We start from the raw sequence: 19,563 nt of genomic DNA, 5'->3' as shown, positions 1-19,563 counted from the left end.
AAGCGGCCGAAAGTGGCGCGTTTATTTATTTTCTAAATCGTCGATGTAACCGAGTGAACGCAATGCACGCTCATCATCAGCCCAACCGGACTTCACTTTGACCCAAGTTTCTAAGTACACTTTACGGCCAAACAACTCTTCCATATCAAGGCGAGCTTCACGACCGATCGTTTTGATCTTATCGCCACCCTTACCAATCACCATTTTCTTCTGACCAGTACGCTCAACAAGAATCAAAGCATTGATATGGAAACCATCCGTTTCTGGGTTGTAGTCAAATCGTTCTACTTCAACGGTCACAGAGTATGGAAGCTCTTCACCAGTGAAACGCATTAACTTTTCACGTACGATTTCAGACGCCATAAAGCGCTGAGAGCGATCGGTTACATACTCTTCAGGGAAGTGGTGCACCGCTTTAGGTAGGTAAGCGCGAACGTGTTTACGAATCACATCGGTGTTCTTACCTTGCTTGGCCGAAATAGGCACGACATCAACAAACTCCATCTTTTCAGACAGGGCTTGCATGTGCATCATCACATCATTGCGATCTTTAACGTTGTCGACCTTATTGATGCATAGCACAACTGGGAAGTCTGACTTCTTCAGCTTATTCAGTACCATTTCATCGTCAGCAGTCCACTGCGTACCGTCAACCAAGAACAAAACTAGGTTCACATCACTCAGAGAACTGTTCGCCGCGCGGTTCATCAAGCGGTTAATTGCACGCTTCTCTTCAATATGAAGCCCTGGAGTATCAACGTAGATAGCTTGGTAATCCCCTTCCGTCTCTACACCCATAATGCGGTGACGAGTGGTCTGAGGCTTACGAGAGGTAATCGAAATTTTCTGACCCAGAATATGGTTCAGTAATGTTGATTTACCTACGTTTGGTCGGCCAACAATGGCAATAAATCCACAATGTTGGTTCTCGGGTGTCGTCGCTTCTTCTGCTGGAGAGGAGAAGTACGCATCGATATCAAATTCTTTATCAGACATTGGTCACTTTCTCTAATGCCATCTCGGCAGCCGCTTGTTCTGCCTTGCGGCGGCTAGTGCCCAGACCAACAACAGGCTTATCCAAGCCCATCACTTCACATGAAACCGTAAACTCTTGGTTATGGGCTTCACCTTTAATATTAGTCACAGTATAGACGGGCAGAGGTTTTCTGCGCCCTTGTAAAAACTCTTGTAGACGCGTTTTTGGGTCTTTCTGAGAAATACCGGGCTCGATAGCATCAAGGCGACTTTTATACCAACCAAGAACAACCTCACGTACTTTCTCGACATCACTGTCCAGATAAATAGCGCCGATAATCGCCTCAACGGCATCAGCAAGGATTGAATCGCGTCTAAAACCGCCACTCTTTAGCTCGCCTGGACCTAATTTTAAGTAATCTCCTAAACCGAATTCACGTCCAAGCTCGGCAAGAGTATGACCTCTTACTAAGGTGGCACGCATGCGGCTCATGTCCCCTTCATTAATTTTAGGGAAGCGATGGTAAAGATCGTCTGCAACGACAAAACTTAAAATTGAATCGCCCAAAAACTCGAGTCGTTCATTATGAGTTCCATTGGCACTGCGGTGTGTCAGTGCCAATTCCAGACGCTCGCTATCATTAAATTGATAGTCGAGCTTTTTTTCTAATCGTTCAATAGGAGAATTCATGCTCTCTCGTTCAGTTAATTCCACCGATGCGATTGAATCTCACACCCGTTGGGATCCATGCAGGCAAAAAGCTGTCTGCACTACGTTCAAATTCAAAACTAATCCATATAGCAACCGCTTTACCAACTAAGTTAGCTTCTGGGACAAAGCCCCAATAACGGCTGTCTGCACTATTGTCACGGTTATCGCCCATCACAAAGTAGTGCCCTTCCGGTACGACCCATTCATTTATGCCATTACGGGGTTGATATTGATCAACACGGTCGCGACGTAATGGATTGACTAATACTTGGTGTTCAACATCACCCAGTTTCTCATCCATTTGAATCAATGGAACGCCATTTTGCACAAACGGGCTATCTACCACATGGGATAGTTTAACTGGCTTGCACTCTGACGTGCCTTTGGTTTGAATACAAATGTCTTTACTGGCGCTATAACGCACCATGTCGCCAGGTAAACCAACGACGCGTTTAATATAGTCAATATTAGGCTGTGGTGGGTACTTGAATACGATTGAATCACCGCGTTCAGGTTTGCCTACCTCAACTAATTGAGTGCGCCACACGGGATCTTTTAGCCCGTATGCATACTTTTCCACCAAGATAAAATCACCAACCAATAGCGTCGGCATCATCGAACCAGATGGAATTTGAAACGGTTCATAAATAAAAGAACGTAATACTAATACGAACGCGATAACTGGAAAAATAGAGACACTATTCTCAACCAACCATGATGGTGCGGTTGCTTTTTTTGCAACCTCTTCATCAATATGAGTCGCTTGTGATTGGATATCTGCCAATTTTTGCTGTCGTTTCTTTCTCAGTACAAGTTTATCCAAAACCCAAACTACACCTGTCACTAACGTAATAATGACCAGGATTAATGAGAACGTATTAGCCATTCAATTCCCTTAATTTCGTCTCTTTAAAAATAACGAAAGTGAAAGCCCTCTACAGAGCTTCCACTTTCACTTGTTTTTTGACACTCGCAATGAACTTAATCTTTGCCTACATGAAGTATCGCAAGGAACGCTTCTTGAGGCAGTTCAACGTTACCGATCTGCTTCATACGTTTCTTACCTTCTTTCTGTTTCTTCAACAGTTTTTTCTTACGGCTGATATCGCCACCATAACATTTGGCAATAACGTTTTTACGTAATTGTTTCACTGTTGAACGTGCAATAATGTGGTTACCAATTGCGGCTTGAATCGCAATATCGAACATCTGACGAGGAATGAATTCCTTCATCTTTTCAACCAACAAACGACCACGGCTTTGCGATTGATCTTTATGAGTGATGATCGCCAATGCGTCAACAGTATCACCATTGATTAAGACATCAACACGAACCATGCTCGATGCTTGAAAACGCTGGAAATTGTAATCTAAAGATGCGTAACCACGAGACGTTGATTTCAGGCGGTCAAAGAAGTCGAGTACCACTTCTGCCATTGGGATGTCATAGGTCACAGCGACTTGGTTACCATGGTAAACCATGTCGACCTGCATACCACGCTTCTCAACACATAATGTAATAACGTTACCAAGATAATCGGCAGGCACGAGGATATTACAACGCGCGATTGGCTCACGAATCTCTTCAATATCATTGGTTGCTGGCAATTTAGCTGGGCTATCGACATAAAGAACACTGCGGTCCGTTTTTTCTACTTCGTAGACTACGGTTGGTGCTGTCGTGATCAGGTCTAGATCATATTCCCGTTCTAAACGCTCTTGGATGATCTCCATGTGGAGCATACCCAAGAAACCACAACGGAAACCAAAGCCTAGCGCAGCCGAACTTTCTGGCTCATAGAACAATGACGCATCATTAAGGCTCAATTTACCCAGCGCATCACGGAAGTTTTCATAATCATCCGATGATACAGGGAATAAACCCGCATAAACCTGAGGTTTCACTTTTTTAAAGCCTGGAAGCGCGGTATCACAACCACCTTTAGCCGAGGTCAGCGTATCACCAACCGGAGCGCCAAGGATGTCTTTAATACCACACACAACCCAGCCTACTTCGCCAGTATTGAGCTCAGTTGTATCAATCTGTTTTGGTGTGAAAATACCCAGGCGGTCAACACCCCAAATTTGATCGGTACTCATCACTTTAATCTTGTCGTTTTTCTTAAGCTTACCGTTTTTAATACGGACTAAAGAAACCACGCCAAGGTAATTATCAAACCATGAGTCAATGATCAACGCCTGCAGTGGCGCTTCAGGATCGCCTTCTGGCGCAGGGATTGAAGCCACGATTTCTTCTAGAACGGCATCAACACCAAGCCCTGTTTTCGCTGAACAGCGAACCGCTTCCATCGCATCGATACCAACGATCTCTTCGATTTCTTCCGCTACGCGTTCCGGTTCTGCCGCAGGCAAATCGATCTTATTGAGAATAGGTACTACCTCAAGATCCATTTCGATGGCCGTATAACAGTTTGCCAATGTTTGAGCTTCAACGCCTTGACCTGCATCGACAACAAGCAATGCACCTTCACATGCCGCAAGAGAGCGTGATACTTCATAGGAGAAGTCTACGTGTCCAGGGGTATCGATGAAGTTCAGCTGATAGGTTTCCCCATCGTTAGCCGTGTAGTCAAGAGTAACACTCTGAGCTTTGATGGTAATACCGCGCTCGCGCTCTAGGTCCATTGAATCAAGAACCTGAGCCGCCATTTCACGGTCGCTTAAGCCGCCACAAACTTGAATCAGACGGTCAGACAGCGTGGACTTACCGTGGTCAATGTGGGCGATTATCGAAAAGTTACGAATGTGCTTCATAGATTTGATGTGGCTTAACTCTTAAAATGGGAAGTATAAAACGCCTGTTTGGTCACAGCGTTTCAATTTAGTTGGCAGATTCTACCCAATTTCCGTACGGTTCGCACCTTATTTAGACAATCGACTGCCCAAGTACTCGAATCAATACGACCTCTTGGCTCGATGCTTGCTCTAGTGGGCGAACTGACTTTCTAGCAATGAGAAAACCTAAAAATGAGAATAGCGCGGCGGAAAGAATCACGACGCCTTCGCCGGCTTCCAGTAAAGGTGCAAGCCAAAGTTGTCCTAACCCTGCACCAATAAACAAGAAAAACAGCGGCAATAAGTAAACCAGCGCTGCTGATTGCAGTAAACTCTTTTCCGGAAACCCAATTTCAACGACATCACCAGAATGAACTGATTCATTGGTATTTAAGCTCCAGATAAGCGCTTTACTGCCTATTGCGTTGCTCACGATACCCGTACCGCAACTCTTTTTGGATGCGCATGAACCGCAGCTGGTTTTTTGCTCACAACTCAACTGAACATGAAGCTGCTGACCTTGTTTTTCTACCGAGGTCACTGTCGCCAATGCCGTCATCATGGTGTTGTATTGGTCTCTGGATCAGTCATCGTGGCTTTTTTAACGCTATCAAGCGTGACAGATTGTGCAATTCTTTGTGCCGTCGCTGGCGGAATATCACCCACCACAGAAATTTGTCTATCGCCACTGACTACGCTGTGAACAGTGCGTCGGCCTTGGCGAATTAACTCACCTTTCAAGGAGTTATTGTCACGCTCGGAGACATACACCGAGAAGCTAAACAAGCCATCCGTGAACATCTGGCTTTCGACTATATTGTCAGTAGAAAACATACGATAGCGATTCAAATCCTTTGGCTCGAAGCCATTTGGGACCCAACCAACTTGCCAGTATGTCTCTTCAATATTGCCTTTTGGCAACGATAGGACAGCGGGTAGCTGTACTTTATCCAACGCGCTCAACATCTCGGCTACTTTGTCGTTAACCGAGTATGAGATGACTCGATATTGCTCGAGTATCTCGCCATCGCGATCTAACAAATCAGCACGTAATGGTAGCTTGCTCGTTTCATCAATCCACAAGACATACGAGTAACGAAGGCCATCTTTAGGTACGATCCTAAAAACTTGCGTCGCAGCGCCCGCTTCTCGAGCTCGGCCTACTCTAACATAGTCATAAAACTCACTAAGATGAGTAATGTCTCCATCAAGCAATGGCATTAACGGTGCCACCATTTTCCCTGACTCGATCGTAAAAGGATCCACGCCTGGTTCAATATAGCTGATCTCACTGCCTCGCCGAATGACTTCCCTTACTGGCCCACTCAAGTACACCAAGTGTGCAAGTTGTTGTGAGTCACTGCTCGCGTGGCGATAAAGGAGGGGTTCGATGCTATTCTTTTTAATCAGGATATAAGACAGTTCATAATTCGACTGCTGGCTTGCATCGCTCATTTGATGCAACAAAGCCTCCGCAGAAGTTTCTTCTGCAAAGGCTTTAGCACCAAACAAACTGAACAGCAGTAAAGAACTGGTCAGAAATTTCTTCATTCAATTACCGATTCTGGGTCAACATTCACTGTGCTTTGATGATCGCTGTTCAATCTCAGCTGCAGCTCATAATCTTGCAATAGTGCATTAACACGGCGTCGTTGCTCTTGAACATTCGCGGGTTCATGGCTTGTTTTTGCCACAGAATCACGCGTCAAGCTTACTGGCTCTGCGCTACCAGCAAACGGAATAGTTTGCAGTACAGGTAGCTGTTCGGCTTCCGGCTGCGTACCGTCTTGTCCAGAGTATTGCTGCACACCCAAGATGACGACCAGCGATACACTCGCTGCGATAGCCACTTGACCCAGCTGGCTTAACCAAGCTGGAAGCTGACGTTTGGCTTGACGAGGAGTCGGTTGAGACTCAATCGGTGTTGCCACGCCAATGTTATCTTCTAATGATGACGGAACGCCACTATGAACGGGTTCAGTCTCCAATGCTAGAGCGACACTTTCAGCGATATTCCAATCCAAACTTTTTGGCTCATCGCCACGCATGACATCACCAATTAAATGGTAATTTTGCCATGCCTCTTTGTTTTCCTGATCATTTTCTAGCGCTTCAATAAACGCCTCATCGACCAAGTCTCCATCCATGAATGCTGAAAGCTTTTGTTTGTCAGCCATTATATTCACCATAAGTTGTTACTGGTTTTAGCGTTGAAGAAGAGGCTTAATCTTCTTCTCTACCGCTTCACGAGCACGGAAGATACGCGAACGTACCGTTCCTACTGGGCAATCCATTACTTCAGCGATGTCCTCATAACTTAACCCATCGAGTTCTCGTAGAGTCATCGCCGTCTTAAGGTCTTCTGGTAACGCTTCAATTGCAGCAAACACCGTTTGCTTCAATTCATTCGACAACGTTAAGTTCTCAGGGTTCGAAATTTCTTTCAATGCGTTATCAGATTCATAAAATTCTGCATCTTCTGCATCCACATCCGTCGCAGGCGGCCTTCTGCTCTGGGCGACGATATGGTTTTTAGCCGTATTGACTGCGATGCGATACAACCACGTATAAAAGGCACTTTCACCTCGAAACGTTGGGATCGCTCTATACGCCTTAATAAATGCTTCTTGGGCGATATCTGCGACATCACCAGAGTTGCTCACGTATCGTGATATGAGATTGCAAACCTTGTTTTGATAGCGCAAAACTAACAGATTAAATGCTTGTTTATCTCCACTTTGAACGCGCTCAATCAGCACCTGATCGGTTGGCTGCTCGTTCATTCGAGCGTTCACTCCTATTCGTTCTTACCCTTACCTTCTCAGATATGAGTATTAATAATGCATATTGTAGTCTTGACACCACCGCTAACATGAGCACTATTGTGACTCTAGGCAAAACAGAAAGTTCAAAACTTTCTGCGTTTTTTTGCGATGAATCATTCACAATGTATTTTGGCGTCGACTACAATGTTGTCAATTTACAAGAATGGATTACTTAGCCCATTAACACAATCGATTTTTCAACGTGTTATCGCCTCTGTAGTCCTTGTTGAAAGTGCCCTTCGCCAGCTGTATTAATCAGCTCTTTATCGCGCACTTTTTATCTAGGTAGGGCCTCGTTGCTCTACTGTAGGTTAGGATTTTAATTGAATTATGAACACAAACCGAGAGCATCTTTGTGATGTTTTAGTCATAGGAAGTGGCGCTGCTGGTCTATCACTCGCATTGAGAGTCGCAGAACGCGCTAAGGTCATCGTGTTAAGCAAAGGTCCTCGAAGTGAAGGGGCAACCTATTACGCTCAAGGTGGCATTGCTGCTGTTTTTGATGAATCAGACAGCATTGAATCACACGTTAATGACACCAATATTGCGGGCGCAGGTCTATGTGAGGAAGAGACCGTTCAGTTTATTGCGGAGAACGCTAAAGAATGCGTCCAATGGCTTATCGATGGAGGCGTACCTTTTGATCAGGTCGAAACGGATAAAGGCGAACAGCCTCGTTATCACTTAACACGTGAAGGCGGTCATAGCCATCGTCGTATCCTGCATGCTGCGGATGCGACTGGTATGGCGATGCAGACCACCTTGCAAGATAACGTCAATAGCCACCCAAACATTGAGATCCTTGAGCGCTATAACGCCCTTGATCTGATCGTGGACGAAACGGCTGATGACAAGGCAAACAACGTCGTTGGTGCCTATATTTGGAACCGCAACAGAGAACATGTGGAAACGGTTCGAGCCAAGTTTGTCATACTGGCTACCGGTGGTGCATCAAAAGTGTACCAATACACCTCTAATCCAGACGTATCCTCTGGCGACGGTATCGCGATGGCGTGGCGCGCTGGCTGCCGAGTGGCCAATTTAGAGTTTAATCAGTTTCACCCAACGTGTTTATTCCACCCAGAAGCTCGTAATTTCTTATTGACTGAAGCCCTTCGCGGTGAAGGGGCATACTTGAAGCGACCTGATGGCTCTCGTTTCATGCCCGATTTTGACGAACGTGGCGAGTTAGCACCGCGCGATGTGGTCGCGCGTGCGATAGACTTTGAAATGAAACGACTTGGCGCTGATTGCATGTATCTAGACATCAGCCACAAGCCTGAAGCATTCATCACCAAGCACTTCCCAACCATTCATATGCGCTTGCAAGATCTAGGCATTGATATGACCAAGGAGCCGATTCCAATCGTACCTGCGGCTCATTACACTTGTGGCGGCGTGATGGTCAATCAAGCAGGTCGTACTGATATTGACCAACTTTATGCCATCGGTGAGGTAAGTTACACTGGTTTACATGGCGCAAACAGAATGGCTTCTAATTCATTGTTAGAATGCGTGGTTTACGCATGGTCAGCGGCAAATGACATCCTCGCCAAGCTCGATGACGTGACCCTGCCAGGTGAACTCCCAGCATGGGACGAAAGCCAGGTAAGCAACTCTGACGAAGAAGTTATTATTCAACATAACTGGCATGAGCTACGACTCTTTATGTGGGATTACATGGGCATTGTTCGAACGGATAAACGCCTAGAAAGAGCACTACGACGAATTCAATTGCTGCAACAAGAAACCCATGATTATTACAGTAACTTCAGGGTGTCAAATAACCTTCTTGAGTTGCGTAACCTACTGCAGGTTGCTGAACTTATGGTGCGGTGTGCCATGCAACGCAAAGAAAGTCGCGGGCTTCACTACACGCTGGACTACCCTGAAATGCTAGAAACAAGCACGCCGACAATTCTTACTCCCGAAAAATAATGGCCTGCCTGCGCAGAGCTATATGGGTAAGATGAAGATTGAGTAAGGGCCACACTTCAAAAAGCAGTCATTCACGTGACTGCTTTTTTATTGTCACGACAAAATGGCGGTAGGCCGACTCATCACAACTCGATCGCCATAAAATAAAACGGGCACCGTTTTGATCTCTAATCCCAATACACCACTCGCTCAAGTACAACGTAAATACAGGCTGAATAAAGGGGGAGTCATTGTAATACCACTGACCGCTTTTCATCATCAGCGTCCCCTGAATCGGAGGGTATAAACAATTGGGTCTGAAATAATTAGCGCTGACTAAATCGTTAGAACGGGTTAAATAGCTAAGCAAAAAGATACTCAGCACTAAGGGGATAGGCGTAAAGACAACGGTGACAATAAGTAAAATAAAGCAAAAGACATTCATCGCAAAAGCGGTGAAAGAGAAACAAGCATGTAGGTAAGTGTGTTGAAAACGGCACTTACCTAAATCATAAGATTTTACGGTCTTAATCTCTTGAATCGCCTACTGGGTTATCGGACCTTACTCAGATTATGGGCAACAATTTTATCAACCATCGATGCATGCCCCAGATTTTCACTACGTCCATGCCCCATGATCCATGTAAATAAATCGGGATCCTGACACTCCAGTAAGGACACAAAATCATTTTGCTCTTGCCCAGTAAGTTGGTCAAAGCACTCTTCAAAGAACGGCATCACCACTACATCAAGCTCCAACATACCTCTACGACATGCCCATTTTATCCGTGCTTTTTGTTCCTTAGAGTACATCGCCTTCTCCATTTACCACTAAGTTTGAGCTGAGTGTAACAAGCAACTTTCGCTGTCACCACTGGTTACATCACACAATCTGTACTTCTATCACAACAATTCGTGCAACAACATTCAGCTGACAAATCTCGCTCCGCGCATTACCATATTCATAACGCAATCAAACGAGACCCCTAATTATGGACTGGCAACCTAACACTCAGTCGTTCGACGATATTCCTTCTGCAGAACTTCCTGATTTGGTTCTGACGTTACTCCCATCTTGGGGTGCCATCGACATGTCTGGTGATGACAAAAAAGCTTACCTGCAAGGTCAAGTGACCTGTGATGTCGTCACTCTGGAGCAAGATCGCTCAACACTGGGTGCGCACTGCGATGCAAAAGGCAAGGTCTGGAGCATCTTCCGCTTGTGCCACACTCAAGGTGGCTACTCGATGATTCAGCCACGCTCTGTCCTAGAAAAAGAACGCACTGAACTCAGTAAATACGCGGTTTTTTCAAAGGTGGATATTTCCACCAGCGACAAACAACTTATTGGCGTATTAGGCAACCAAAGCGATACTTTCATTACTTCGCTCTTTCCTAGTCAAGGAGACGTTCGCACCTCGGGAGGCCAAACGGCGATTAAAGTCAGCAATGACCGTTGGATGGTACTCGCCTCAAAAGATTGGCTGCAGCAGAAACTCAGCGGCGACACGTTAACATGGGCAGATGAATCGCTTTGGACAAGGCGTGATATTGAACAAGGCTTACCAACATTAAGCCCTGAACTGCAAAATCAACACATACCACAGGCTTTTAATTTACATGCTTTAGAGGGTATCAGCTTTACTAAGGGGTGTTACACAGGCCAAGAAACCGTAGCTCGAGCCAAGTATCGCGGTATTAACAAGCGCATGTTGAGCACGCTATCTGGTTCAATGGGTAGCACGGTTTCTAACGCTGATACGATAGAACTTGAGCGCTCTGTGGGAGAGAATTGGAGAAAAGCGGGCGACGTTTTAGCCCACTATCAATTTGCTGACGGTACGCTGATCGTCTCTGCAATTCTACCCAATAACCTAGATGCCGAGACGCAATTTCGTTTAGTGTCATCACCGAACGATCGCTTGGTACCAGTGACACTCCCTTATTCACTTGATGCTGAGTAACCATGCTCTCCACTCCTGTCACTCGCTACCTTCAGCAGCGTAAGATCCCTTATCGGATACTCATGCAAAACCAAGCCACCGCTTCAGTTCAAGAAGCGGCGGTGTTGCGAGGTATCAACCCTGAGATCATGGTCAAAAGCATTGTGTTACGCGATATGGGGGGGCAGTATGCTTTAGCATGCTGCCCTGGCAATGAATCCATCGACCCTAAAAAAGTACGAAGCATACTCTCGACTCGTCGCATGACCTGTGCTTCTCGTGATGAAACTGAAATGGTCACCGGCTCAGTGATTGGTACCGTTACTCCACTCTTACTGCGTGAAACGATGCCTATTATCTTCGATACAAGTTTACAAACAAACTCAATGGTCACCATCAGCAGTGGCGACAAAAGGGCTGGGCTTATGTTGTTATTGCAAGATCTAGAACAATGCTGCCGTCCAGCCTGGGGAAACATCATCCGATAAAAGCGATCTTCATAACTTTTATATGCAAATCCCTGTCACATCGAAATCTAGTAGTGCGAGTTAGCTCAAATTTACAGCCTTTCGCAACTGAAATTTTAGTCAGAATAAAAGCATAAATAGTCATTTATCACTTTTTCGTTTAAAGTAGGCTCAGGCATCAATGAGCAACTCCGCTACGTTGATGTCACACTAGAGTGACGCTCTGCTTAGGCAGTAACTCCCTTTTGTGTAATGCATCTGTGACATTTGGCCCGCTGCGCGGGCTTTTTTTTTACTCTTCAACTCTCTCTTTATCCCAATCCCTAACGTGAATATCTTTACTGTTCTCATCATTAATCACATAAGAATGTAAAACTGTGTGTCCGAGTGAAAACTTTTCATCGGACTTCTGGTCTATAGATAAGAAGGGTCGCATTTACTGCACAAATAAAGGATATAAAATTCCAAATTGAGTGCATTTAGATTCATAACCTTGTCATGGAGAGACGTTTAAATCAGGCTCGTTTTTGAAGCCACCTGCGATCTAAAACCGTTTTTGAGCGGCATATCACGGGATCGTTTATCTCGAGCAATGAAATTGATAAACGCAGCACAAAACCGTGAATTAATGAGGTCAAATCCTCGTAAACACTGGTCAATCACACAATATAAGAAGGGTTTTATCTATAATCCTTCGTGCTCGGTAAACGATAAGGAAAAGTAAATGAGACTGTTTAAGCGCTATACACCAAGTATGATTGCTAAACATATAAGTCGACTATTTAAAGGACGAATTTATATCCATGGATTGGGAGGATTCGAGTTTGATAATGGCAAGCTCATCATACCTGCTCAAGCTGAAAAACGTCATTTCACAGCAGTAAAAGAAGTGAATCAAGAAATTAAGAAATTAAGGTGTGCCTACGCTTAACCAACAAGCTCAAGTTATCCAATTATATCGCGAGATATTTCGGCAAAAACACATTATCAATCTAAAGTGCATCATCACAATATCGCACAGCATAGACATAAAGAAAAAGGGCACTCATGCCCTTTTTTAGTTTCAATCGTTTGCTACCTTGATTCTAGGATTGTGCGCCCGAAATGGAACCTCATCACCCTGTCCTTTCGGTAATTATCCGCTTTGTTTGGCTCGTGACTTCGCCAATTCAGGCAATCGACCTTTCATCCCCAGAGCACGACTCATAATTTCTTGTTTCGCACCGGGTAACTGGCCAACTAAGCGCATCCCCAAACTGCGCACCATTTTTTTCGCTGGATTGTCGCCATCAAATAGGTCTTTAAACCCTTGCATAGCCGCTATCATTTTGGCCGCTTCCGTTTTTCGCCAACGTTCAAACTCTCTTAAATGACGCTTACGTCCAATATCCTTGCCGGCTTTCCACAATTTAATTAACTCTTGTGACAAGCTTGCTGCATCCAAAAGGCCAAGATTAACCCCCTGCCCAGCTAACGGGTGGATGGTATGAGCCGCATCGCCAATCAAGGCGACCCTGTCAGTGACAAAATCTCTGGCATAGCGCATTTTCAAAGGAAAAACGCGGCGCTCAGACGTAAGTTCACACAACCCTAATCGTCCATCAAACTCAGCAGTCACTGCTTTGTTAAATTCAAGCGCAGACATTTTAGCCAGCTTCTCCGCTCGAGTTGGGTCGGTTGACCAAACGATCGAACAAAGGTTTTTATTATCGAGAGGGAGAAAGGCCAACGGTCCTTGAGGGGTGAATACTTGTCTTGCAACCCCGTCATGACTGACATCGACCTTTATGTTCGCAACCAAAGCGCTGTGTCCATAATCCCAGTGAGTCAATGGAATGCCTTGTTGATCTCTTACCCAAGAGTTTGCTCCATCGGCGCCAACCACAAGTTTACTGGTTAATGCCATACCATTGTCTAGGGTCATCCAAACCTCACTCTCCCCTACTGCCATTGATTGGCAGCGGTTAGGCATGAAGAACGTCACATTGCTTTGTTTTTCAACTTGAGCAAGCAGCGCTTGTTGAATTAATGTATTTTCAACAATATGCCCCAGGTTAGGTTGTGAGAATTGACGCGCAGAGAACTCGATTCGAGCAAAACTATCTTGTTCCCACACTTCCATCGCATGATAAGCGGCACAGCGATGCTTTGTAATCGCATCCCATGCCCCTAAATTCTTTAATATGGTTTCACTGGCACGACTGAGTGCTGAAACACGAATATCCGGCTCATCTGGCAACGACGTTGAGGGCGCAGTTCCTTCAATAATCGCAACTCGAAGGTCAGTATCCTTGAGGGAGCGCGCCAGCGCCAATCCGACCATGCCACCACCCACAATGGCTAAATCATAACTTTGCATAATTTTGTGCTACCTATTCACGACGCCAAGCGCTCGATTGAAAAGCGGTGACTTGATAAGAGGAAACGTATCTAAGATACCTAACCCAATATTACGTCCCAGCCGAAACGCTAATAAATCATTTGAAAAAACTTGGACAAGATTTGATGTCATCCCTATCGTCATCTTTCTATCTTGCTCTCGCTGTCTTTGGTATCTAATAAGATTAGCGTAATCCCCCACATCTTTGGTGTTCTCGAGCAATGAATCAACCAAAGTCGCAATGTCGCGAATACCTAAATTAAACCCTTGTCCCGCAATAGGATGAAGCGTCTGCGCGGCATTACCTACAGCAGCGAATCGATGAGAGGCAATCGATTCTCGGTAGCGCAAAGACAACGGATAGTGCGCAATGCTGCCCACTTTTGTAAATTGCCCTAAACGCCACCCAAAGGCATGTTGTAGTTTTTTCAAGAACTCAGACTGAGACAGCGTCAACACCTGCTGAGCGTCTTCAGGCGGCATGCACCACACCAATGAGCTGCGGCTTTGGGTCATTGGCAACAAGGCAAGTGGTCCCTTGGCGGTAAAACGCTCAAAGGCACGCCCTTGATGCAACTCGCTCGTCACAACATTAGCAATGATGGCAGTCTGATTAAAATCAACGCTCTGTTGTTCCAGCCTAACCGAGCGGCAACTTACTGACTCCGCCCCATCTGCAGCGATCACAAGCTTGGATTGCAGCACCGTTTGCTTTCCATCGGCTGAAGATAGTATCACCTTGGCAATGTCTTGCTCTCGCTGGATAGCTTCGACTGAATACGGACAAAAAACATCAATCTGATGACGTTGTGTCAAATGTTGATTGAAGCGACGACCAATTTCCGCCAGTTCAACCACATAGCCCATCGCTTCTAGGCCTTCTTTTTCGGCATAGAAATCGGTCATACCAGCATGACCTTGGTCAGAGACATGAATATGGGTAATCGGTGTGGCATGATCCTTTATAAGAGGCCAAAGGTGGTAATGCTTAAGAATGGCAACGGTGCCATAAGAGAGCGCAATGGAGCGGGCATCAAAACCAGGGTGGGCTTTATGTTCCGCTTGATATGGCTCTACAATAGCGATGTTCAACGAATGGTGGCTACAATGGTCTAACGCCATCGCTAGGGTTGCCCCTGCCATTGCGCCGCCAGCAATCACAATATCATACAGTCTCGACACGAGGTGATCTCTTCAAATAATAGCGAAAGATTAATGGATCGTTGGAGCATCCGCTTGTTTCGTCGGCTTTACACCAAATTCAGCATGTAGAATTAATACACAGGCTTTCACATGTTCGATCACCTGTTCGAACAATTGTGCCTGCTCTTCAAGATCATCGTCTTCATCAACACCCAACTTGGCAATCTCTTCTAGGTCACCCAGTGCTTCTTTACTTTGTTCTGATGCTTTATTGAGTTGAGTACTCACTAAACCAAGGCCAGAAATGAAATGATTCACCCACTCACTCAGTCCATCCGCCTTTTCAATCAAAGTGGCATCAACGTCCTCATCTGGAATAAAAAGCGACAATTCAAAGCTATTCTCTTCCGTCAGCTCATCTATTGCGTGCGTTAATATGGTTTTAGCACGAGCAATAGCAGAAACCGGCCAACCCATCCCATCATTGGTGTAATCAAATATCAATGGCTGCCAACTATCATCATTTAGGCCTAACCCACCGCTCAACATCCCGACCAATAATCCATGCAACTCTGCAGGGCTAACCGAGAGTCCAGCCTGCTGCAATTCAGTCGCGACAGTAATGTAATTTGGCAATGTGGTATCGGTCATAGTGGCTCTCATCTATTCTTTGGTGATGCTCCTTTACAACGTATCGACGTCGTGATTGACGTAGGAGCTATCTTAATTTGATGGGTAATGCTATCACTTCCCACCGCGAGCGAAAATGGCATTCACCTCGTTTCTGGGTAGCTTTTGTTCGAATTGTCGATTTCCTGTGTGATTAAACACGCATTTAGCATTGAGTCATCAGAAAAGCTTGAATCTTAATGAGCGTTTACCTATAGTTTCCTCCTCAGATTACCTTTGTTGGTGATAACCAAAAGAGTTCTTGTCATTATGGAAAATCAAGCAGTCGAAGTGGAAATACTAGGCAAATTGACGCGGGTAAATTGCCCAGCAGGTCAAGAAGAAACCTTGATCCAAGCGGCAAAAGACCTTGATATCCGATTGCAAGAAATGACTCAACGGACTAAAGTGACGAATGAGCTAAAGTTGCTCACCATCGCAGCACTTAACATGTCCTACGAGCTGAATACAAAAAGTGACGAGGTGCAACAAAATACCTCTCATCTTACCGAGCGAATGGAACAGCTCGCGGCATCACTTGATGATGCCATTAGTAATGTAAAACAAGGACAGTAAACTCATTTACCCTGGGGTGTTTGTCAGAGGATTTAAGTCCCTGAGCCGATAAGCAATCCTTAAGGGTTAGTATTTGATGACTATTGAGCAAGCTCGGCTCGTACCGAGAAGCCTACGGTTAACTTTGCTGATCCGCCTTGAACCAGCAGGTTCAAGGGCCACAATCTTCAACGGCACTTTGGGGTATTCCTTATGTCTGTCAGTACTCGACAACATATACGCACGGACATCCGACGCCTTCGTCGGGCTATTCCGCACAGCAAACAAGTCAGGTTTGCTCAGCAACTTTTGCAGCAATACCAATCCCTCAACGAGTTAACTGATGCTAAACGTATCGCCCTATACCTATCGGCTGATGGTGAGCTAAGTACTCAACCCCTTATTGAATGGCTTTGGCAACAAGGCATCGAAGTCTACCTACCTGTCATTCACCCATTTTCGAAAGGCCAACTACTTTTTCTTCGTTACACCCCAACGACACCGCTTATCCATAACCAATACAATATCCTAGAGCCTCAGCTCGACCAACGTAGCATTTGCCCTGTACGACAACTCGATATCATTTTTACCCCTTTGGTTGCGTTTGATGAGCAGGGAAACCGATTAGGGATGGGCGGCGGTTATTACGATCGCACACTAGCGCCATGGCAAGATAATCGACGTGGGCCTCAAGCCATTGGTTTGGCACATAATTGCCAAAAAGTTGCGGCGGTTCCTAGTGAATCTTGGGATATTCCGTTACGGACCATCATGACACCAGAGCGGATCTGGCGTTGGTAAGCGCAACCGGTTAATCCTACTATTGATAGCCTATTGGCTTCTCGTCATCAAGGTTTCACCTTCCCATCGACGGTATTGCTTGTAAGTATCGGAAAACATCACATCTCAGACCAACAGAGCAACCGATTGCTAAACGTTGCTTTTTTTTGAGTTTGCTCGATTTTAAGCGCAAATCACTCTCATTTTGATATATAATTTGCCCGCATTTTCACCCTAACTTTCTAACTGGAATTTCAAGCATGACTCAAGACGAGATGAAAAAAGCAGCTGGCTGGGCCGCTCTTAAATACGTAGAAGAAGGCAGTATTGTCGGCGTGGGTACAGGTTCTACCGTGAATCACTTTATCGATGCTTTGGGCTCGATCAAAGATGATATCAAAGGCGCTGTGTCTAGCTCTATTGCTTCAACTGAGAAGCTAGAAGCACTAGGTATTGAGATTTTTGAGTGCAATGACGTCTCGATGCTTGATGTATATGTAGATGGTGCGGATGAAATCAATCCAGCAAGAGACATGATCAAAGGTGGTGGCGCAGCCTTAACTCGCGAAAAAATTGTGGCTGCCATCTCTAAAAAATTCATTTGTATTGTCGACGGTACCAAAGCGGTAGATGTACTCGGTGAATTCCCACTTCCAGTGGAAGTGATTCCGATGGCTCGTTCGTACGTCGCTCGTGAATTAGTAAAACTAGGCGGTGACCCAGCGTACCGTGAGGGTGTAATTACTGATAACGGAAATATGATTCTTGATGTCTACGGGATGAAAATCACCGATCCTAAAGACATGGAAGACAAGATAAACGCCCTTGCTGGTGTGGTTACCGTTGGGCTCTTCGCCCACCGCGGCGCGGATGTCGTCATTACCGGGACACCGGAAGGTGCAAAAATCGAAGACTAATTCGATTTTACGTCATTTGATTACAAACGGCACATCCAGTGCCGTTTTTTCTCCTTATCTATAAGAAAATTATTCCTTATTCCGTAATTTTCTTACCCAAATAGAAAATTATTTGTTACTTTATTGGTTAGAAGACGCACAAGGAAAACGTTTGCCTAAGCAGTAAGAAGCTCCCTCCTTGAAGTTCTCGCTGTCAACTGTGCGCGCGATTGCCCCATTTCCATTTTAAGGACGAGTTAAATGGCCAGAGTTTCACTGAATAAAGACAAAATAAAAATCCTCCTGCTTGAAGGCCTGCACCCTTCTTCTGTTGAAGTTTTACAAGCCGCTGGATATACCAATATCACCTATCACAAAGGTTCACTTCCAGAAGATGAGCTATTAGAAGCCGTAAAAGATGCACACTTTATTGGTATTCGCTCTCGCACCAACCTGTCAGCTGAAGTCATTAACGCCGCCGAGAAGCTGGTTGCTATCGGTTGTTTTTGTATTGGTACGAACCAAGTTGATCTAAAAGCTGCCGCTGAACGCGGTGTGCCGGTATTTAACGCGCCATTTTCGAATACTCGAAGCGTTGCGGAATTGGTGCTGGGTCAAACCCTTCTGCTACTTCGTGGTATTCCAGAGAAAAATGCGCTTGCTCATCGTGGCATTTGGAAAAAAAGTGCTGATAGCTCAAATGAAGCCCGTGGTAAACGCTTGGGTATTATTGGTTATGGTCATATCGGTACTCAGCTAGGTATTATTGCTGAAAACCTTGGTATGCGTGTTTATTTTTACGATATCGAGAATAAGCTCTCCCTTGGAAATGCCACTCAAGTCCACAACATGACGGACCTTCTGAATAAGTGTGATGTCATTTCATTACACGTACCAGAAACACCAGAAACTAAAAACATCATGGGTGAAGCTGAGTTTGCTCGCATGAAGCCAGGGGCTATTTTCATTAATGCTGCCCGCGGCACAGTTGTGGATATTCCAGCGCTCTGTGCAACACTCGAAGCTGGCCATCTTTCTGGTGCCGCTATCGATGTCTTCCCGGAAGAACCAAAAACGAATGCAGACCCGTTTGAATCACCGTTGATGAAGTTCGATAATGTGATTCTGACTCCTCACGTTGGAGGTTCAACACAAGAAGCGCAAGAGAACATCGGCGTTGAAGTGGCTGGCAAACTGGCTAAGTACTCAGACAATGGTTCAACACTGTCTAGTGTAAACTTCCCAGAAGTGTCACTTCCGGAACATCGCGAGTGTTCACGCTTATTGCACATCCACCAAAACCGACCTGGCATCCTGACGCAAATTAATACCATCTTCGCTCAAGAAGGTATTAATATTGCTGGTCAGTACCTGCAAACGGCTGCAGATATTGGTTATGTGGTGATTGATGTAGAAACGGCTCGCTCAGAAGAAGCGCTAGCCCAGTTGAAGCAGATTGAAGGCACATTGCGCGCTCGAATTCTTCACTAACGTCAACAACACCT

20 protein-coding genes and 1 other RNA gene are annotated in these 19,563 nt (G+C 45.4%); 9 read left to right on the top strand and 12 right to left on the bottom strand.

All coding sequences use genetic code 11. The features are described from left to right. Positions 1-21: 21 nt before the first annotated feature. The 8 genes from era to rpoE all read right to left on the bottom strand — a co-directional run bounded on the left by era (position 22) and on the right by rpoE (position 7,266). Positions 22-996 (bottom strand): GTPase Era, encoded by a 975-nt coding sequence (era, locus tag ACE1OE_RS06465; protein ID WP_102468269.1) that lies wholly within the window; start codon positions 994-996, stop codon positions 22-24. Further along, positions 989-1,666, bottom strand: a complete 678-nt coding sequence (rnc, locus tag ACE1OE_RS06460) for a ribonuclease III (RefSeq protein WP_102468268.1) — start codon at positions 1,664-1,666, stop codon at positions 989-991. The genes era and rnc overlap by 8 nt, the downstream gene beginning before the upstream one ends. Positions 1,667-1,676: 10 nt before the next feature. Next, positions 1,677-2,573: a signal peptidase I gene (lepB, locus tag ACE1OE_RS06455; RefSeq protein WP_102468267.1), complete on the bottom strand. Its 897-nt coding sequence runs from the start codon at positions 2,571-2,573 to the stop codon at positions 1,677-1,679. Between the two features lie 95 nt (positions 2,574-2,668). Then, positions 2,669-4,462, bottom strand: coding sequence for a translation elongation factor 4 (gene lepA, locus ACE1OE_RS06450; protein ID WP_449210514.1), 1,794 nt, complete (start codon positions 4,460-4,462; stop codon positions 2,669-2,671). A gap of 112 nt (positions 4,463-4,574) precedes the next feature. Further along, positions 4,575-5,045: a SoxR reducing system RseC family protein gene (locus ACE1OE_RS06445; RefSeq protein ID WP_449210513.1), complete on the bottom strand. Its 471-nt coding sequence runs from the start codon at positions 5,043-5,045 to the stop codon at positions 4,575-4,577. After that, positions 5,042-6,034 (bottom strand): sigma-E factor regulatory protein RseB, encoded by a 993-nt coding sequence (gene rseB, locus ACE1OE_RS06440; protein WP_102468264.1) that lies wholly within the window; start codon positions 6,032-6,034, stop codon positions 5,042-5,044. The genes ACE1OE_RS06445 and rseB overlap by 4 nt, the downstream gene beginning before the upstream one ends. Then, positions 6,031-6,660 (bottom strand): RseA family anti-sigma factor, encoded by a 630-nt coding sequence (locus ACE1OE_RS06435; RefSeq protein ID WP_102468263.1) that lies wholly within the window; start codon positions 6,658-6,660, stop codon positions 6,031-6,033. The genes rseB and ACE1OE_RS06435 overlap by 4 nt, the downstream gene beginning before the upstream one ends. A 27-nt stretch (positions 6,661-6,687) precedes the next feature. Then, positions 6,688-7,266, bottom strand: a complete 579-nt coding sequence (gene rpoE / locus ACE1OE_RS06430; RefSeq protein WP_102468262.1) for an RNA polymerase sigma factor RpoE — start codon at positions 7,264-7,266, stop codon at positions 6,688-6,690. 372 nt (positions 7,267-7,638) lie between these two features. On the opposite strand from rpoE, the gene nadB reads away from it, so the two are divergent. Next, the gene (gene nadB, locus ACE1OE_RS06425) at positions 7,639-9,246 is read left to right on the top strand and encodes an L-aspartate oxidase (protein WP_449210512.1); all 1,608 of its coding nucleotides are present in this window, start codon (positions 7,639-7,641) and stop codon (positions 9,244-9,246) included. Between the two features lie 531 nt (positions 9,247-9,777). Here nadB and ACE1OE_RS06420 read toward each other — a convergent pair. Continuing rightward, the gene (locus ACE1OE_RS06420; protein WP_102468260.1) at positions 9,778-10,038 is read right to left on the bottom strand and encodes an FAD assembly factor SdhE; all 261 of its coding nucleotides are present in this window, start codon (positions 10,036-10,038) and stop codon (positions 9,778-9,780) included. A 179-nt stretch (positions 10,039-10,217) separates the two neighbouring features. On the opposite strand from ACE1OE_RS06420, the gene ygfZ reads away from it, so the two are divergent. From ygfZ to ACE1OE_RS06405, 3 genes are all read left to right on the top strand, one after another. Continuing rightward, the gene (gene ygfZ / locus ACE1OE_RS06415) at positions 10,218-11,189 is read left to right on the top strand and encodes a tRNA-modifying protein YgfZ (RefSeq protein WP_449210511.1); all 972 of its coding nucleotides are present in this window, start codon (positions 10,218-10,220) and stop codon (positions 11,187-11,189) included. 2 nt (positions 11,190-11,191) lie between these two features. Further along, positions 11,192-11,656 carry an aminoacyl-tRNA deacylase gene (locus tag ACE1OE_RS06410; protein WP_449210510.1) on the top strand — a complete coding sequence of 155 codons (465 nt, stop codon included), beginning with the start codon at positions 11,192-11,194 and terminating at the stop codon, positions 11,654-11,656. A 703-nt stretch (positions 11,657-12,359) separates the two neighbouring features. Beyond that, a complete protein-coding gene (locus ACE1OE_RS06405; RefSeq protein ID WP_102468257.1) occupies positions 12,360-12,566 on the top strand; it encodes a DUF1107 domain-containing protein in 207 nt (68 codons plus the stop codon). Between the two features lie 204 nt (positions 12,567-12,770). On the opposite strand, the gene ACE1OE_RS06400 is transcribed toward ACE1OE_RS06405, so the two are convergent. The 3 genes from ACE1OE_RS06400 to ACE1OE_RS06390 all read right to left on the bottom strand — a co-directional run bounded on the left by ACE1OE_RS06400 (position 12,771) and on the right by ACE1OE_RS06390 (position 15,809). After that, positions 12,771-13,997: an FAD-dependent 2-octaprenylphenol hydroxylase gene (locus ACE1OE_RS06400; RefSeq protein WP_102468256.1), complete on the bottom strand. Its 1,227-nt coding sequence runs from the start codon at positions 13,995-13,997 to the stop codon at positions 12,771-12,773. 6 nt (positions 13,998-14,003) lie between these two features. Beyond that, the gene (gene ubiH / locus ACE1OE_RS06395; protein WP_449210685.1) at positions 14,004-15,158 is read right to left on the bottom strand and encodes a 2-octaprenyl-6-methoxyphenyl hydroxylase; all 1,155 of its coding nucleotides are present in this window, start codon (positions 15,156-15,158) and stop codon (positions 14,004-14,006) included. Between the two features lie 69 nt (positions 15,159-15,227). Then, positions 15,228-15,809, bottom strand: coding sequence for a YecA/YgfB family protein (locus ACE1OE_RS06390; RefSeq protein WP_372059167.1), 582 nt, complete (start codon positions 15,807-15,809; stop codon positions 15,228-15,230). Between the two features lie 288 nt (positions 15,810-16,097). On the opposite strand from ACE1OE_RS06390, the gene ACE1OE_RS06385 reads away from it, so the two are divergent. The 5 genes from ACE1OE_RS06385 to serA all read left to right on the top strand — a co-directional run bounded on the left by ACE1OE_RS06385 (position 16,098) and on the right by serA (position 19,549). After that, a complete protein-coding gene (locus tag ACE1OE_RS06385; RefSeq protein WP_102468253.1) occupies positions 16,098-16,403 on the top strand; it encodes a cell division protein ZapA in 306 nt (101 codons plus the stop codon). 5 nt (positions 16,404-16,408) lie between these two features. Continuing rightward, a non-coding RNA gene (gene ssrS / locus ACE1OE_RS06380) (6S RNA) lies at positions 16,409-16,592 on the top strand. A 3-nt stretch (positions 16,593-16,595) separates the two neighbouring features. After that, positions 16,596-17,183, top strand: a complete 588-nt coding sequence (locus ACE1OE_RS06375) for a 5-formyltetrahydrofolate cyclo-ligase (protein ID WP_102468469.1) — start codon at positions 16,596-16,598, stop codon at positions 17,181-17,183. Positions 17,184-17,422: 239 nt separating this feature from the next. Further along, on the top strand, positions 17,423-18,079 hold the full coding sequence (gene rpiA, locus ACE1OE_RS06370; protein ID WP_102468252.1) for a ribose-5-phosphate isomerase RpiA: 657 nt from the start codon (positions 17,423-17,425) through the stop codon (positions 18,077-18,079). Between the two features lie 240 nt (positions 18,080-18,319). Then, a complete protein-coding gene (gene serA, locus ACE1OE_RS06365) occupies positions 18,320-19,549 on the top strand; it encodes a phosphoglycerate dehydrogenase (protein WP_372059166.1) in 1,230 nt (409 codons plus the stop codon). Positions 19,550-19,563 lie beyond the last annotated feature (14 nt).

The organism is Vibrio sp. E150_011 (assembly GCF_053544015.1).
This window is presented reverse-complemented; position numbering and strand designations above follow the sequence as displayed.